The sequence below is a fragment of the Bacillus paranthracis genome, assembly GCF_001883995.1.
Taxonomy (GTDB): domain Bacteria; phylum Bacillota; class Bacilli; order Bacillales; family Bacillaceae_G; genus Bacillus_A; species Bacillus_A paranthracis.
On sequence record NZ_MACE01000010.1, the window covers coordinates 1 to 14273 of the forward strand.

A 14273-nucleotide genomic window follows, 5' to 3' on the forward strand; every position below is an offset into this window, starting at 1 on the left:
TTAGGAACGCTTGGAGCAGGCTATATGAGCCCAGAACAAATTCGTGAAGCAATTTATACAATAAGGGAGCTAACAGATAAGCCCTTCGGTGTTAATTTACTTTTAACAAAAGAGATACAGATAGAAGAAGAGAAGATAAACTTGGCAAAGAGATTACTTAGCGGAGTGAATAGAGAATTCGGTATAGAGGAAGAAGAGCAGGTAAAGCTTCCAAAAAGTTATAAAGAACAATTACAAGTGTTAGTAGAAGAAAAAGTACCAGTCGTTAGCTTTGCGTTTCAAACGTTAGAAAAAGAAGAGATAAATGATTTGAAAAGAAGTGGAATAAAAGTCATCGGCACAGCTACTCATGTGGCAGAGGCGAAAGTGCTTGCTGAATTAGGAGTAGACATTATTGTCGGTCAAGGTAGCGAGGCAGGAGGGCATAGAGGAACGTTTATCGGGAAAGAACAGGACGCTATGATTGGTACGTTTGCATTAATTCCGCAGCTAGTAGCAGCAGTTCCGCATATCCCGATTGTTGCAGCAGGTGGTGTAATGAACGGGCAAGGGCTTGTTGCTGCATTTACACTGGGAGCAGAAGCTGTTCAAATGGGATCAGCCTTTTTAACGAGTGAAGAAAGTATTACGCATGACGTGTATAAAAAAGCGGTTTTACGTAGTACAGATACGAGTACAACTGTGACTCGTGCGTTTTCCGGGAAATATGCACGAGGTATTCGTAATGAATTTATAGAGAAGCATGAAGGGAAAGAAGAAGACCTTCCGATGTATCCGGTGCAAAATGTATTAACCTCTAAAATACGCCAACAAGCAGCAAAGCAAAATAATGGAGAATATATGTCACTTTGGGCAGGACAAGCGTCATCATTAGCACGAATAGAATCAGCTCAGCATGTAGTGGAGAGAGTGATGAAAGAAGCAGATAATGTAATTGAACAATTGCAAAATGTATATAGAAAAAGACCACTTGAATAATTCAAGCGGTCTTTTCTTTAGTTTGCTTTATAAAATTGTTGGATGGCTTCATCAATATAAACCCAGCCTTTCCAACCTAAGTGCATATGATCTTTTAAGAAGTATTTATCATACTCATGATTTGAGAAGTCGGCAATTGGATAGCCAGCTTTCTCAATTTGCTCATGAACTTTCTTATAGTACAATTCTCGGCGTTCTTTCGGGAAGCCAGCGTAATCGTACCAAGGACCTTTTACAGGAACAGAAATGAAGAGTGGTTTTGCACCAGATTGTTTTAATAAATCAAGTGCAATTTGTAAATCTTCATATTCTGGCGATTGATCATAAGCATCATTTTTTAAGTAGCCTTCACGTTGCTTTAATTTCTTCTTGATTTTGCTGTTGAAGTAACCATCTTCAATACCGTAATTGTTAGATCCAGATTCTGCTGCACCTGTTTGATCTGCATGTTTACGAGCCTCTTCCCAGCTCATTTGTTTTAATGAAGGGTCAAGTTTTTCTTTATGCGGTTTAATATTAAACATAGCTGTAAATAAATCTTTACGATCTAAAATGTTACGATAAATATAAGCGAAAGGTTTAGCAGCAAGTGCTTTTACTTTATGCTTTGTATCATCGTAAACGATACCTTCAAGCGAAATTTTTAATAAAGTTTCTTTCTTAACGATCTCAAAGTTTAATAAACGCTTTGCAATTTGCTTTTTCATTTCAGGTTTTACATCATCGTTGAAAATGAAGTGGTAACCTTGTTGCTTTGAAAAGTTAGGTGCAAAGTGTGTTTCATCAATACCTTGTGGCACAAACCATTGCGGAGAAAGAACGAATACCATTTTCTTATCCTTCAATTGATCCATCGTAGATGCAAAGTTTAATACATGTACAAGGTCTTGTGTTCCGCCACGTCCAAGTAGGAATGGTGTGAATCCTTCAGGCTTTACTTTGAAATAATTTGATGGATGGTAAGCATCCATACGTGCGAATTCCGATGAACCATACATCGGAAGGTATTTCGAGTCTGCTAACATCTTTTGCTGTAAAATCATACTTTGAATCTTTTCTTCTTTTAAAGAAGTTGCAGCTTGTTCTACTTTTTCGTCACTTAAAAGCGGGAGTAGAAAGCGCGTCGGAATAAGTAGGAATACAGAAAAAAGGGCCAATGCTAAAAGCATCGGACCAAATTTTGCTTTGTTCATCGGATTTCTTCCAACTTCTTAATAACCATGTTTGGAGTAGCCCACTCGTCACGATCAAAATCAGAAATAGAAACTTCAATATCTAAACGCTCTTGGAATTCAACTAATAAAGATACTACAGCGAAAGAATCAAGAATACCTTCTTCAAATAATTGAACATCTAAGTTTTCTTTTACAATATCGTTTTCACATACTTCTTCTAAAATATCTAATACTTGCTCTTTAAATTCTGCCATTTTTAAAATCTCCTTTATATCCGAAATATATTATATGTGCAACTTCTTAATGGTATAAGAAGGGTGCATTAAAAGTATCTGTTAAGGTGTCCAGAGAAAATTAGGAAACCGAAACATACAACGTGGAACGTAATTACGATCGCAAGGACGTGTGTAAATTTGTTGTTTGGCCAAAACTTATGCTTTTTGTTTTTTCGTTCGAAAATATCGAATAGAATAAACAGTGCGGCATGATAAAGACCATAAATAATGTATTGATACACATGCTCACCAGTAATATGCCAAATTCCCATAATGAAGAAGTTTAAAAACGCCCCGATATACGAAATAGTGTAACGGTTCTTAATTAACTTTTTCTTCGTTGCAAAAAAGACGAAACGCATGTAAATAAAATCACGGAACCAGAATGATAAACTCATGTGCCAGCGGTTCCAGAAGTCTTTAATATTACGACTAATGAACGGTTTATTAAAGTTTTCTGGCGTTTTAATACCCATCATATAACTCACACCAATTACAAATGAGCTATAACCAGCAAAGTCGAAGAATAAATATAAGCTATAGCTATACATGTAAATCATATTGGATAGGATTGTATCTTGCTGTGCAAATGCCGGATCCATAAAATATTGCTTTATTAAGTAAGCGATAATAAATTTATACAAGAAACCTTGGAAAATACGGTTTAATCCAGTATATAGTAAATTTTGATATTCTTCTGCACTAGGTGGCTTTTGAATATCTTTTTGGAATCTACGGTAACGATCGATAGGTCCTGTTGAAATTGCTGGGAAGAATAAAACGAATTCCCAAAAATTAAAGAAGGATAGTTCTTTAATTAAACCATCACGAACTTCAAATACCATTTGTACTGCCCTAAATGTTACATAAGACATACCTAAAAATACAATAAACTTTAGGTCAGGTGCAAATGGTGCGATTTTTGCCAAAATAAGTGGCAAAATTGATAAAATAACAGCTATACAAAACGTGAATGTACTATTATTTTGTTTTCTTAAAAGTAAATAGCCTTTAATTAGGGCATATTGCCAAATAATAAATGCGGCTAACATAATCGCTTGCTTCGGTTTATCTGAGAAGATAATAGCAAGCATGACTAATGTTAAAACGGCATTATATTTACGCAACATTTTACCTTTTAATCCAGCTATGATAGTAGGTATTAACAAAATGCCCACTATAGCGAAAAAATAAAATGATCCATATGCGGTCATGCTGTAACCTCACTCAATAATTTTTTGCGATCTACCTTTCCATTTGGTGTCATTGGAATAGAAGATTGATACATGAATTTACGTGGAATCATGTAGTTTGGTAATCGCTCATTGAGTTCTTTTTTGATTGCAGATGTTAATTTGAATTCTTTTTCAAATGAATGTTCTCCAGGAACAACAACCGCTAATAAATAATCGTATTTCTCACCTTTTTTAATTGGAACGATAACTGCTCCTTCTACGTAAGAACACGCACGAAGGTGATGCTCAATTTCTTCTAATTCCATTCGATAACCATGCAGCTTAATTTGGAAATCAAGACGACCATTATAGAATAGAAGACCATTTTCAACATAGCCAGCATCGCCTGTTTTATAGGCGCGCTCACCGTCAATCATAGTAAATGCTTTTTCTGTTAATTCAGGGCTTCCTAAATATCCAACGCTTACGCTTGGACCAACAATTACGATTTCACCTTTTTCACCATCAGGCGCAATCGTACCATCTTCTTTCATAATAAGAAGGCGGCAGTCTGATTTACAGTAGCCAACTGGAAGTGATTTGTATTGATTAAGCACTTCTTCTGTAACGTGAATACCTGTTACAGCGACAGTAGCTTCAGTTGGACCGTACGTATTCATAATTGTTGCTTTTGGGAAACGCTCAATTAATTTTCTAGCTACTTCATTTGGTAACACTTCACCGCAGAATAAGAATGTTTTCATGTTTGGTAGCATACTCTCAGAGAAAGATGCTTCCATTAAACACATTTCTGCGAAAGATGGTGTGGAAGTCCATACTTGTATATCCGATTGCTCTAAAGAAGCAAACAAGTCTTTTGGACGTGCAATCATATCTTTATCAATTGCCCAAAGTGTACCACCTGTTACTAATGATGGGTAAATATCCATGACAGATAAATCAAATGAGAAAGGTGCTTGGTTTAAGAATACTTGCCCCGTTTGTAAGTTGAAATCTTCTACAGCCCATTTTGTAAAACTTACAAGGCAGTTATAAGTAATCTGAACCCCTTTCGGATTACCTGTGCTTCCTGATGTGTAAATAATGTAGAAGTTTTCATCACCTGTTACCGCATGTTCAGGATTTGGAGTTTTCCCTTTATGAGTAAAGAAAATATCTTTTAAGTTGTCCTCACTTACAATGCGAACTGGTAAATCAGTTACAGTTACTTCAGTTCCTGATAAAAGTAGTTTCGCACCAGAATTTTCAGCGATACGTTGTACACGATCAGCTGGGATAGATAAATCTACAGGAATATAAGCATGTCCAGCTTTTACACATCCTAAAAAGTTAATAATCATTTCAGGTTGCATATGGCCATACACCATAATTGGTGAACGATCATCTGGATACTCAGAAGAAATCCAATGTGCTAACGCATCGGAATCTTCCTTTAATTGTTTGTACGTAATTTTCGCATCTCGCCAAACAAAAGCAGTTTGATCAGGCGTTTCAATAGCCCACTTTTCAATTTGTTCTAATAACTTCATAACGTTCCCACCCTAGAATTCATTGTAAATAAATGTACTTGTGTTTGTATCATGGAATCCATACAACCAAAGTAATGCAAATAAAATTGCAAGGTAATAAACCGTCTTTGCAACCCATTGTGTGAGTGGTCGAGACCATATCTCTTTTAATCTTTCCATGTCTTTCCCTCTCTTAATGAAATAATAGCTCTTTGTAGGTATCATGTCCTACATTATTGTGAAAAAAACAAAATTCCACATTTTAGGTAAAAATAAGTCAAAAGGCTCTTTTCTGATATTAGCACTAAATACTAAAAAAGAAAATCCCTAACTTAGCAATTATATTACATTCAGCATCAATTTGTAATGGATTTGATATGTAAATGGGAAGTGGATTGTGTGAATACATAAAAGTGGACTAGAAGAATACGTAAAATATAGTATTTGTGCTTATGAGTCATTCGAGACAAAGTAAACTTTTACATTTCTAGCCCTTTTAAAAAGGAGGAAATTATCATGGATAGAGTGTGGAAGAATCTAATTTCGGAAGAAAATATCGTGAAATGGAGAAGATATTTCCATAAGTATCCAGAATTATCGTTTCATGAAAAAGAAACTTCACAATTTATATATGATACATTATGCACATTTTCTTCTTTTGAAGTAACGAGACCGACGAAGTATAGTGTACTAGCAATTAAAAGAGGAACGGAACAAGGGAAAGTAGTTGCGATTCGAGCTGATATAGATGCTCTGCCAATTCAAGAGGAGACGAGTAAATCTTATACGTCTGTGAATAAAGGAATGATGCATGCATGTGGACATGATGCTCACGCAGCTATTTTGTTGGGGACAGCAGAAGTACTGTCAAATATAAAGGAAGATTTTGCAGGAGAGATTCGTCTATTTTTTCAGCACGCAGAAGAGGTATATCCCGGCGGGGGACAAGAAATGGTTGAGGCAGGTGTAATGGACGGTGTTGATTATGTAATAGGTTTACATGTTATGTCAGGACTTGAGAGCGGAAAGATAGGCATTGCGTATGGGCCGATGATGGCGGCACCAGACGTATTTACAGTTGAAATTCAAGGGAAAGGGGGACATGCGGCGAGGCCGGAGGAAACGATAGATCCTATTGCTATCGGAGCGCAGATTATTACAAATCTACAACATATTGTATCAAGAAATACAAGTGCTTTTATGCAAAGAGTCGTTTCAGTTACGCAGTTTCATGGGGGAATGGCTGATAATATTATTCCTAGTGCAGCAACTTTAATGGGCACTGTTCGTTCATTTAATCAAGCATTAAGGTTGGAAGCAGAAGAGAAAATTGAGAAAATCGTGAAAGGAATTACAGAAGCACATGGAGGGTCGTATACATATTCGTATCGATATGGATATGATCCGGTTATTAATGATGAATATATTACGAAAGTAGTAGAGGAAAGTGCACTACATTTGTTTGGAAATGAGCGTGTTGTGAAGCTTGAACCTTCTATGGGAGGAGAAGATTTTTCAGCATATTTAAGAAAAGCACCGGGTTGCTTCATTAAATTGGGGACGGGGAGTGAAAAGATAGATACTTGCTATCCTCATCATCATCCAAAATTTGATGTAGATGAATCAGCTCTCATTTATGGAGTGGAATTATTTTTAGAAACAACGATGAGGTTACTGAAATCATAGAAAAGTATAAAAAAAGGCAACTGCGCTCTATCGCAGTTGCTTTTATTTCTTTCCGTCAGAGAGGGCTGAGAAAGAACTATGCTCATTTATAGTATATGAATAGCTAACGGACAAGCTTGTACATTTTAATCATTTTTAAAAAAAAGTTGTTGACAGTGATAATCAATATCAATTAATCTAAAAATAGTTGAAATTGATAATTATTATCAATAGGATGGATGCGACATGTTAATGAGAAAAAAATTTCACCTTCTACGGAGGGGATTAAAAGATAAAACTAAAGAAGTTGATCAGCATATGGAATGGCAACGAAATGTAATTCGTTCTGAATATGTAGATGAGAAGAAGAGCATTCAAACAGAAAAAGAGATACAAAGTAAGGGGAGAGGTTCAGTTGAGTAAGTTAGTAATGATTTTTGCAAGTATGAGTGGAAATACAGAGGAAATGGCTGATCATATTGCCGGCGTGATTCGTGAAACTGAAAATGAAATTGAAGTGATTGATATTATGGATTCACCAGAAGCTTCTATATTAGAACAGTATGATGGAATTATTTTAGGTGCATACACTTGGGGAGATGGTGACCTTCCGGATGATTTCTTAGATTTTTATGACGCAATGGATTCTATTGATTTAACTGGGAAAAAAGCGGCAGTATTCGGATCATGTGATTCGGCTTATCCAAAATATGGCGTGGCAGTTGACATTTTAATAGAAAAGCTAAAAGAACGCGGGGCAGAAGTTGTGTTAGAAGGATTAAAAGTAGAATTAACGCCAGAAGATGAAGATGTAGAAAAATGTTTACAGTTTGGAGCTGAATTTGTAAAACACCTTTCTTAATGGCAGAAGGGAGATGAAGAGCAAGTGCATGAGAAAATCGCAATTAAAACGATGACAGATTATCATTTGTATGATTTTATGCGTTGTCCACATAAATTTTATTTTCGTCATATCAAAAGAAGAGAACCTTCTTCGTTTGAATGGCAACAAATCGCACAAATGATTGTGAATCGAATTATTAACGAATATTACACATTACCGGCAGGCCAACAAACGAAAATTGTACTTTTAATATTAATAGAAAAGTATTGGAAAAAAGTAAGAGTTAATATGTTTGCTTCGAAGATGGAGTATTACATTGTGTTAGCGAAGCTAACGGATCACTTATTACAGTTTGTTGAAAGAGATGATAGTCAGACACCACCGTTATTTTTATATGAAAAATTTCAAACATATATGGAAGAGTTAGATGTCCACATGTCATTGACATTAGAAGTTGGTGAGTGGAGTACTGAGTCGTTTGTAATTAAAAAGTATGTTGTCGATGCGGATGAGGAAATGCTTGCTCTTTGTCAAAAGCTAATGACAGTATTTAGTTATAAAGCTTTCGGCATTCTTCCAGGGAAAATTGAAGTTATTAATTTAATAGAAGGAACTAAGTATGACTACACTCCGAAACAGGAAGATATTATAACTGGAATGGCTCATTTATCTAGAATGAAAGAAATGTTACAGCAACCTGAGCATTATACAGAGCGTCATTTTCGTTCTGAGTGTATAAGTTGTGCATTTCGTAGTGAATGCCAAGGGGAAGAAGTAAAGAAAGAAGCGAAACAGAAGAAAAATATCGTACATTAAAGGATGCAAATTTGCATCCTTTTTTGTTGTTGACATGAAAAGCTTTTCATCATGTATCGTATATTTGTAGCAGATTTTAATAAAGGGAGGAATAATCAATGAAAGATGAAACGAAAGTATTTCAATGGTTAAAAGAACAGAATGCCCCTTTTGGAATTCAACTGCAAATTTTACAGGCATTTCAACTGTATAAAGTCATTGTTGAAATGGATAAAAAGTTAATGTTATATGAGGAGAGAGAATATAGGGAGAGAATGTAATCTCATCCCTGTAGTATTGCTTTCAGTTGTTCTATACCAGCTAAAAATTCAAGTTCATTCTTTGTTTCAAGGTTATAAATTATATTATGTAGTAAAGGACTGTATTGATAAAAATTTGTGATACGGTGAGTGAGTAATGGATCATGGTGTGAAGTAAGTGTACAGTATTGTTCATATACTGATGTAGTAAATTCATGTCCGAAATCATCATATAGCCCAGCAAAGTCAAAGGCAGGATCTCCAATTTGAGCATCACCAAAATCAATGATTCCTGAAATGGTTTTATTTTGTTTATCAAATAAAATGTGATGATGTGTAAAATCAGCGTGAATGATTGTATTTTGAAATTTGGATGTAGCTAGACAGGCAAAGAAATTCTCGAATAAACGGTTTAAGGTTGATTTCTGGAACGAAGTTAGACTGTTAGTAACATACTCATTTAATTTAGTTTGTAGCTCTTTCCAGTAGGTAAGTGTTTTTTCGGTAGGGAACCCTAACGCTGTAACACTTTTTAGAGGAATGCTATGTAGAGCCGCAAGGAAAGTAGCTAATTGTGTAATAATTATTTTTCGTTCTTTTTCATCTAAGTTCGCAACTATTTCTGTTTTTAATGGTTCACCATGAATGAGAGTATAGTAGCTACAAAGAGGAACCTCATCAGATTCATTTGTATAAATTAGGTGATATTGTGGAACTTCGATTTCTTGTAGTGATTGAGTGAGAATTGTGCACAGTTCTTTTTCTAACGGAATTCGCATTGCATATTCCTGTTTTCGCGGGAAACGAAACAGTAGCTCATCATTTACTATAATCGCTACATTATCCCATCCTTCTTCATTTTGTTTATAGGAATGTATAGAAAGATTAGGCAAAGCTTCTTTTATATATTGTTTGTAAGAGTCCATAATTGTTCCTCGTTTCTAAGTTATTCCACTTTATGATATCAGAATTTTCTTTCTATATGTTAAAATATAATTATCATTATGAAGAGGGGCGGGAGTGTTATAAAGAAAAGACTATTAATCACTTCTCTCTGTATCGTTTTTGGATTGTTTTGGTCATATAAAGAAGAGGTTTTTGCGGGCTATAAACCGATTGATCAGTACGGATTAAATAAGGAATTAAAAAACAAAGGTATAGAAACTTTAACTCATAATGAAATGAAAAAGGTAGGAGAACATTTTGTGACCGAGCAACTATCAGTTTTTGAGTTTACTAATAAAGAAGATGTGAAACGAAAAGGTGAAGAACTATTTTTAAATAGAGGGTATGAACAATTAATGAAAAATTATTATCCAAATCGTTTTCAGGATTTAGAGTATAAATTTATAAACGAGGAGATACGTGAAGTGACGGATGGAAGTTTTCTCTATCAAACTGTAGCGTACGTGGCGGGTACTGAAAATGGTAAGAGAAGCGAAATGAAATTGAATTATGAAATGAAAATTGTAAAGGTTAATCATGCATTAAAGGTGTTAGAACAAAAACAGTACGTACAATAAAGAGAAATATGAACCAGTACCATAAATAGCGGAATAAAAAATCCCCCAGTTCTTTGAGGGATTTTAAAGATTTTCATTTTGTTGACCAAGTTCTTTTTGAGCAATATATAAATTTCCTTGCTCGACTTGTTTCTGAGTAAGAACAGAATCACCTGCATACCCTTTTTGTGTTTTTACAGTTCTTTTTGAACGATTGGAATTTTGTTTCTTCATATAATAAATCACCTTCCATCAAAAATAAACGAAAATGATAAGCACAAGCAATACAGCGGCAAAAATGGTAATCCCCATTAAAAACGAAGTGTTTTTATATTTAGGTTGTTTATGTACATCTTGCCGATATCCAGGTGAAATTTCAGGGGCGAATTCTTCGTCGAATGATTGCTTTTTTTCTTTTTCGTCCATATGTATCCACCTTTCTTTTTCATTATATTATACGTTACAAGAAAAAATATGCATAAAGAAAACAACCGCTATATTATGAGCGGCTGTTTTGCGTTGTATATTTTCTCTGAACTTGAAAGAGACGGATAAGGAGGAAGGTTGCTCCAAATGCTAGACCGATAATAAGACCGATCCAATATCCTTTTGCTGCCCAATCAGTATAGGTTGCTAATATGTAACCGAGAGGGAGACCAATTACCCAATAGGCGATTAATGTCATAATTAAGGCGACATTTACATCTTTATAACCACGTAGTGCCCCTTGTACAGGAGTTGCAATTGCATCTGAGATTTGAAATAAAATCGCAAATATAAGAAATTCTTTTGCTAAATGATGAACTTGTATATCTGTCGTATAAATAGAAGCAATTTCATCATCAAAGAAGTAAAGAAGAATGGAATATAATAGGGCGAATGCAAGTGCTAAGCCAATCCCGATAAATCCATATTGTTTTGCATTATTATATCGTTTCGCTCCAACTTCAAATCCAACAGAGATGGTCATGGCCATTGCTAAACTTAAAGGAGTCATATATAGCAAGGAAGCGAAGTTCATAGCTGCTTGATGAGCTGCGATTGTTGTCGTACTAAAATTACTCATCATAAGTGTTACTGCAGCGAAAATACTCGTTTCAAAAAAGATAGCAAATCCGATAGGGACGCCAAGTTTTAAGAACTCTTTCCAACTAGAAAGAGAAGGGCGATATAACTGTTTAAAAATATGGAAAGATGCAAAAGGCTCTCTCGTACGAATAATCATAACGGTAATAATTAAAATGCACCAATAGGTTGCTGTAGAAGCAATTGCTGCTCCGACACCACCGAGTTTTGGAAAACCGAAATGCCCAAAAATTAATACATAATTTAATATTACGTTAATAGGTAATGATAGTAACGTAATAATCATCGTTGTGCGAGTTTTTCCTAATGCATCAATAAATCCACGTAAAACAGTGTAAGTAAATAAAGGAATAATTCCCATTGCAATAATACTTAAAAATTGTGCTGCAATACGTTCTACCGGTTCTTCTAATCGCATGCCATTTAAAATGGGTGTAACAGCGAAAAATCCAATAAGCATAACGACGAAGCTAGCGCAAATTGCTAAATAGACTGCTTGTATGATGACTTGGGGAACATCTTCTTTTTTCTTGGATCCAACGAGTTGCGCAACAATTGGAGTTGTAGCCATCAAAATACCTGTTAATCCCGTACTAACTGGAATCCATATACTCGTTCCGATAGCAACCCCTGCTAAATCAATAGGGCTTGCATGTCCTGACATTGTTGTATCAAAAAAGCTCATTGCAAATAATGACATTTGCGTAACAAAAATCGGGAAAAATAGTAATACAAATTGCTTTAATTTTTGTGAGAATGTACTAGTTTCTTTCATAAAATCCCCTTTCTACGTAAAAAAGAAAACTCTTACTATCATACAATTTAATCAAAAAATAGAAAAGGAATAAGCTTATTAAAACTACGGTTTGACTATAAAAAAGGATGCACTTTGAAAGGGGATAAGGTATTATGGTAAGGTATGAAAAAATTACATATTATTAGTTATTAAGGAGGCACTACTCGTGGCTGATTGGTTAATTGGAATAATCATGGGTGCTGTTGAAGGTTTAACAGAGTTTTTACCAGTTTCATCAACAGGGCATATGATTTTAACAGGTCATTTACTTGGATTTGACGATGAGAGAGCGAAAGTTTTCGAAGTTGTTATTCAATTGGGATCGATTTTAGCAGTTGTAGTTATATTTTGGAAGCGTCTATGGTCTTTAGTAGGTATAGGGAAAGTAACAGACGGACCATCGTTAAATTTATTACATATTATTATCGGAATGATTCCTGCCGGCGTACTTGGCGTATTGTTCCATAGTGCGATTAAAGAAGTTTTATTTGGGCCAGGCCCAGTTGTCATTAGCTTAGTGGCTGGTGGTATTTTAATGATTGTTGCTGAGAAGTTTTCAAAACCAAGTACAGCAAGAACATTAGATGAAATCACATATAAGCAAGCATTTACAATCGGAATGTTCCAATGTTTAGCACTTTGGCCAGGATTTTCTCGTTCTGGTTCTACAATAAGTGGTGGTTTATTAGCTCGCGTGTCACATACAGCGGCAGCTGAATATACATTCATTTTAGCAGTACCAATGATGGTAGCTGCAAGTGGCTTAGATTTAATTAAAAGCTGGGATATATTAAGTGCGGCTGATATACCGCTATTTGCAACAGGATTTATTACGGCGTTCGTTGTTGCAATGCTTGCAATTGTTTCATTCTTAAAATTATTATCTCGTGTAAAACTAACACCGTTTGCTTACTACCGTTTCATTTTAGCTGCGGTATTCTATTTCTTCATTATGTAAAAAAAAACTGCCGAGTTCGGCAGTTTTTTTTTTATTTTACTACTTTTTCCATCATGCTTTCCATTACATGTTCCCAAAGAGAAGTGTCATCAGCTAATGTGGCACGGAAATTAGCGTACATTTCTTTTTGTTTCTCTTCGAATGTTGGATCTTCTTTTTCAGGCAATGTAGCGCGCATTGAAGTTACTAACTCTTGTACTTTTGGAGCACGTGGTCCCCAAACGGCTTGTTCGTTTCCATCTTTATCAATGAAAATAAAGATTGGAATCGCACGTGCTGTTCCGTTTGTTAAATATTGATCCATTAATTCTAAGTTTTCATCGCGAATTAATAATGACATATCAATATTTGCAACTTCAGAAATTCGTTTCATAACAGGTACGCATAAAAGAGCATCGCCACACCAATCAGCTGTTAATACGATAACACGCCAGCCATCATTTTGACGTTCTTCTAATACAGGAAGTAATTCATTTGGAATTAAAAAATTATTGTAAATGTGCAGTAGCTCGTATTGATTTACTTTCATTTCATTCACATATGTATCAAAGGACATACCTTTATCAGCCCATTTTTGTAAGTTCATAAGTAACACCTCTTTAGTATGATTTGTTTTCATTGTACCAATTTTTATATAGAAAAGCTTGTATTCTTACTCTTTCTTGTCACTTAATAATTTACTTAATAGGAAAAAGAATAGTACGACACATAATTCAGCTATGTTGGATAGTTGCACGCTCTCTATCCAATCGTCAGCGGTATGAATGACGAACCAATCTAGCGTAATTTCAATGATTGCGAAAAGAGTAATAGAAAGCCAATTTGGCATGTTTTGTGTCATTGGATATAGCAGTGCCTTGAAGAAAACGAAGATGAAAAATATAATACCATCTAAGAAAGTAATTAATAAAAAAAATAGAAGTAAGGCAGTGCGCGATCGATACTCTACACCAGTAATATGAAAGATTCCTACATATATAAAAAATATAAATGCAAAAATTACAATGAGGAACAGAATAACAAAACCAATGATCAAAGTTTTATCTTTTAGATTGAAATTCGAAAATTTGTCTTCTTCACCCACTATCCCAACTCCTTTTTTTGGAAATTTAACTTCATTTTATCATGAAATATCTATTAAAAAACTACGAATTATGGGAAAATAAGGTGACAAAAAGTAAGATTTCATGTAAAATTATTAATAAGGTTTTTATTTAATCAAATGAAATAAAAGG

General features: G+C 34.9%; 19 protein-coding genes. 8 read left to right on the plus strand and 11 right to left on the minus strand.

The window, feature by feature from the left end:
• A partial coding sequence (locus BAQ46_RS03325; protein ID WP_071741618.1) for an NAD(P)H-dependent flavin oxidoreductase occupies positions 1-978 on the plus strand: 978 nt, incomplete at its 5' end.
• A 17-nt stretch (positions 979-995) separates the two neighbouring features.
• Here BAQ46_RS03325 and dltD read toward each other — a convergent pair.
• From dltD to BAQ46_RS03350, 5 genes are all read right to left on the minus strand, one after another.
• Entirely contained in the window at positions 996-2171 is a 1176-nt protein-coding gene (gene dltD, locus BAQ46_RS03330) for a D-alanyl-lipoteichoic acid biosynthesis protein DltD (RefSeq protein ID WP_071741619.1), read from the minus strand.
• Positions 2168-2407 carry a D-alanine--poly(phosphoribitol) ligase subunit DltC gene (gene dltC / locus BAQ46_RS03335; RefSeq protein ID WP_000807310.1) on the minus strand — a complete coding sequence of 80 codons (240 nt, stop codon included), beginning with the start codon at positions 2405-2407 and terminating at the stop codon, positions 2168-2170. The genes dltD and dltC overlap by 4 nt, the downstream gene beginning before the upstream one ends.
• A gap of 68 nt (positions 2408-2475) precedes the next feature.
• Positions 2476-3642, minus strand: coding sequence for a D-alanyl-lipoteichoic acid biosynthesis protein DltB (dltB, locus tag BAQ46_RS03340; RefSeq protein ID WP_000127947.1), 1167 nt, complete (start codon positions 3640-3642; stop codon positions 2476-2478).
• On the minus strand, positions 3639-5153 hold the full coding sequence (gene dltA, locus BAQ46_RS03345; protein WP_071741620.1) for a D-alanine--poly(phosphoribitol) ligase subunit DltA: 1515 nt from the start codon (positions 5151-5153) through the stop codon (positions 3639-3641). The genes dltB and dltA overlap by 4 nt, the downstream gene beginning before the upstream one ends.
• Before the next feature lie 12 nt (positions 5154-5165).
• Complete coding sequence (locus BAQ46_RS03350) at positions 5166-5312, minus strand: teichoic acid D-Ala incorporation-associated protein DltX (RefSeq protein WP_000440293.1); 147 nt, start codon at positions 5310-5312, stop codon at positions 5166-5168.
• A 336-nt stretch (positions 5313-5648) separates the two neighbouring features.
• Here BAQ46_RS03350 and amaA point away from each other — a divergent pair, with 336 nt between their 5' ends.
• From amaA to BAQ46_RS30560, 5 genes are all read left to right on the plus strand, one after another.
• On the plus strand, positions 5649-6818 hold the full coding sequence (gene amaA / locus BAQ46_RS03355; protein WP_071741621.1) for an N-acyl-aliphatic-L-amino acid amidohydrolase: 1170 nt from the start codon (positions 5649-5651) through the stop codon (positions 6816-6818).
• 225 nt (positions 6819-7043) lie between these two features.
• Positions 7044-7220, plus strand: coding sequence for a hypothetical protein (locus tag BAQ46_RS30555; RefSeq protein ID WP_000929014.1), 177 nt, complete (start codon positions 7044-7046; stop codon positions 7218-7220).
• Positions 7213-7659 (plus strand): flavodoxin, encoded by a 447-nt coding sequence (locus tag BAQ46_RS03365; RefSeq protein WP_000041150.1) that lies wholly within the window; start codon positions 7213-7215, stop codon positions 7657-7659. The genes BAQ46_RS30555 and BAQ46_RS03365 overlap by 8 nt, the downstream gene beginning before the upstream one ends.
• A gap of 24 nt (positions 7660-7683) precedes the next feature.
• Positions 7684-8457, plus strand: coding sequence for a hypothetical protein (locus tag BAQ46_RS03370; protein ID WP_071741622.1), 774 nt, complete (start codon positions 7684-7686; stop codon positions 8455-8457).
• A gap of 98 nt (positions 8458-8555) precedes the next feature.
• The gene (locus tag BAQ46_RS30560; RefSeq protein WP_000651089.1) at positions 8556-8717 is read left to right on the plus strand and encodes a hypothetical protein; all 162 of its coding nucleotides are present in this window, start codon (positions 8556-8558) and stop codon (positions 8715-8717) included.
• A 2-nt stretch (positions 8718-8719) separates the two neighbouring features.
• Here the strand turns inward: BAQ46_RS30560 and BAQ46_RS03380 are convergent, their stop codons facing one another.
• Positions 8720-9622, minus strand: a complete 903-nt coding sequence (locus tag BAQ46_RS03380) for an aminoglycoside phosphotransferase family protein (RefSeq protein ID WP_071741623.1) — start codon at positions 9620-9622, stop codon at positions 8720-8722.
• A 78-nt stretch (positions 9623-9700) separates the two neighbouring features.
• On the opposite strand from BAQ46_RS03380, the gene BAQ46_RS03385 reads away from it, so the two are divergent.
• Complete coding sequence (locus BAQ46_RS03385; RefSeq protein ID WP_061131214.1) at positions 9701-10219, plus strand: hypothetical protein; 519 nt, start codon at positions 9701-9703, stop codon at positions 10217-10219.
• Between the two features lie 63 nt (positions 10220-10282).
• Here BAQ46_RS03385 and BAQ46_RS30565 read toward each other — a convergent pair whose 3' ends face one another.
• The 3 genes from BAQ46_RS30565 to BAQ46_RS03400 form a co-directional block, all read right to left on the minus strand.
• Positions 10283-10432 (minus strand): hypothetical protein, encoded by a 150-nt coding sequence (locus tag BAQ46_RS30565; protein ID WP_071741624.1) that lies wholly within the window; start codon positions 10430-10432, stop codon positions 10283-10285.
• A gap of 18 nt (positions 10433-10450) precedes the next feature.
• Positions 10451-10624, minus strand: a complete 174-nt coding sequence (locus BAQ46_RS03395) for a hypothetical protein (RefSeq protein WP_000343560.1) — start codon at positions 10622-10624, stop codon at positions 10451-10453.
• Between the two features lie 73 nt (positions 10625-10697).
• Positions 10698-12059 (minus strand): MATE family efflux transporter, encoded by a 1362-nt coding sequence (locus BAQ46_RS03400; protein WP_061131215.1) that lies wholly within the window; start codon positions 12057-12059, stop codon positions 10698-10700.
• Between the two features lie 187 nt (positions 12060-12246).
• Here BAQ46_RS03400 and uppP point away from each other — a divergent pair, with 187 nt between their 5' ends.
• Positions 12247-13038, plus strand: a complete 792-nt coding sequence (gene uppP, locus BAQ46_RS03405; protein ID WP_000796248.1) for a bacitracin resistance undecaprenyl-diphosphatase — start codon at positions 12247-12249, stop codon at positions 13036-13038.
• A gap of 31 nt (positions 13039-13069) precedes the next feature.
• Here uppP and BAQ46_RS03410 read toward each other — a convergent pair whose 3' ends face one another.
• Both BAQ46_RS03410 and BAQ46_RS03415 read right to left on the minus strand, forming a co-directional pair.
• Positions 13070-13657, minus strand: coding sequence for a thioredoxin family protein (locus tag BAQ46_RS03410; RefSeq protein WP_001997033.1), 588 nt, complete (start codon positions 13655-13657; stop codon positions 13070-13072).
• 33 nt (positions 13658-13690) lie between these two features.
• The gene (locus tag BAQ46_RS03415) at positions 13691-14122 is read right to left on the minus strand and encodes a YrvL family regulatory protein (protein WP_000503434.1); all 432 of its coding nucleotides are present in this window, start codon (positions 14120-14122) and stop codon (positions 13691-13693) included.
• Positions 14123-14273 lie beyond the last annotated feature (151 nt).

Coding starts and splice junctions, on each gene's coding strand:
- dltD (WP_071741619.1), bottom strand. CDS start 2,171: ATGAACAAAGCAAAATTTGGTCCGATGCTTTTAGCATTGGCCCTTTTT.
- dltC (WP_000807310.1), bottom strand. CDS start 2,407: ATGGCAGAATTTAAAGAGCAAGTATTAGATATTTTAGAAGAAGTATGT.
- dltB (WP_000127947.1), bottom strand. CDS start 3,642: ATGACCGCATATGGATCATTTTATTTTTTCGCTATAGTGGGCATTTTG.
- dltA (WP_071741620.1), bottom strand. CDS start 5,153: ATGAAGTTATTAGAACAAATTGAAAAGTGGGCTATTGAAACGCCTGAT.
- BAQ46_RS03350 (WP_000440293.1), bottom strand. CDS start 5,312: ATGGAAAGATTAAAAGAGATATGGTCTCGACCACTCACACAATGGGTT.
- amaA (WP_071741621.1), top strand. CDS start 5,649: ATGGATAGAGTGTGGAAGAATCTAATTTCGGAAGAAAATATCGTGAAA.
- BAQ46_RS30555 (WP_000929014.1), top strand. CDS start 7,044: ATGTTAATGAGAAAAAAATTTCACCTTCTACGGAGGGGATTAAAAGAT.
- BAQ46_RS30560 (WP_000651089.1), top strand. CDS start 8,556: ATGAAAGATGAAACGAAAGTATTTCAATGGTTAAAAGAACAGAATGCC.
- BAQ46_RS03380 (WP_071741623.1), bottom strand. CDS start 9,622: ATGGACTCTTACAAACAATATATAAAAGAAGCTTTGCCTAATCTTTCT.
- BAQ46_RS03385 (WP_061131214.1), top strand. CDS start 9,701: ATGAAGAGGGGCGGGAGTGTTATAAAGAAAAGACTATTAATCACTTCT.
- BAQ46_RS30565 (WP_071741624.1), bottom strand. CDS start 10,432: ATGAAGAAACAAAATTCCAATCGTTCAAAAAGAACTGTAAAAACACAA.
- BAQ46_RS03395 (WP_000343560.1), bottom strand. CDS start 10,624: ATGGACGAAAAAGAAAAAAAGCAATCATTCGACGAAGAATTCGCCCCT.
- BAQ46_RS03400 (WP_061131215.1), bottom strand. CDS start 12,059: ATGAAAGAAACTAGTACATTCTCACAAAAATTAAAGCAATTTGTATTA.
- BAQ46_RS03410 (WP_001997033.1), bottom strand. CDS start 13,657: ATGAAAACAAATCATACTAAAGAGGTGTTACTTATGAACTTACAAAAA.